The 229-nt window shown below is 40.6% G+C and carries 1 pseudogene; it reads left to right on the forward strand.

The features are described 5' to 3' along the window. Positions 1-229: pseudogene (locus R0J88_RS24140) on the forward strand (oligopeptidase B); the annotation flags it as partial.

The raw sequence follows: 229 nt of genomic DNA on the forward strand, positions 1-229 counted from the left end.
AATACTTATTACATTGTTACTAATTTAAATGCCGTTAACTTTCAGCTTATGAAAGTAGATATTGGTAAAGCCGGTGATAAAGCAAATTGGCAAAGCGTGATCCCTGCGCGCGAGGGTATTAACCTCGAAGGTGTTGAGTTGTTTGATGACTACTTAGTATACCAACAACGCGAAATGGGCCAATCAACACTGAGTGCGCGTAATTTAACATCGGGCAAAGAGTTACCAC

The organism is Pseudoalteromonas sp. SIMBA_162 (assembly GCF_046535955.1).
GTDB classification, from domain to species: Bacteria; Pseudomonadota; Gammaproteobacteria; order Enterobacterales; family Alteromonadaceae; genus Pseudoalteromonas; species Pseudoalteromonas marina.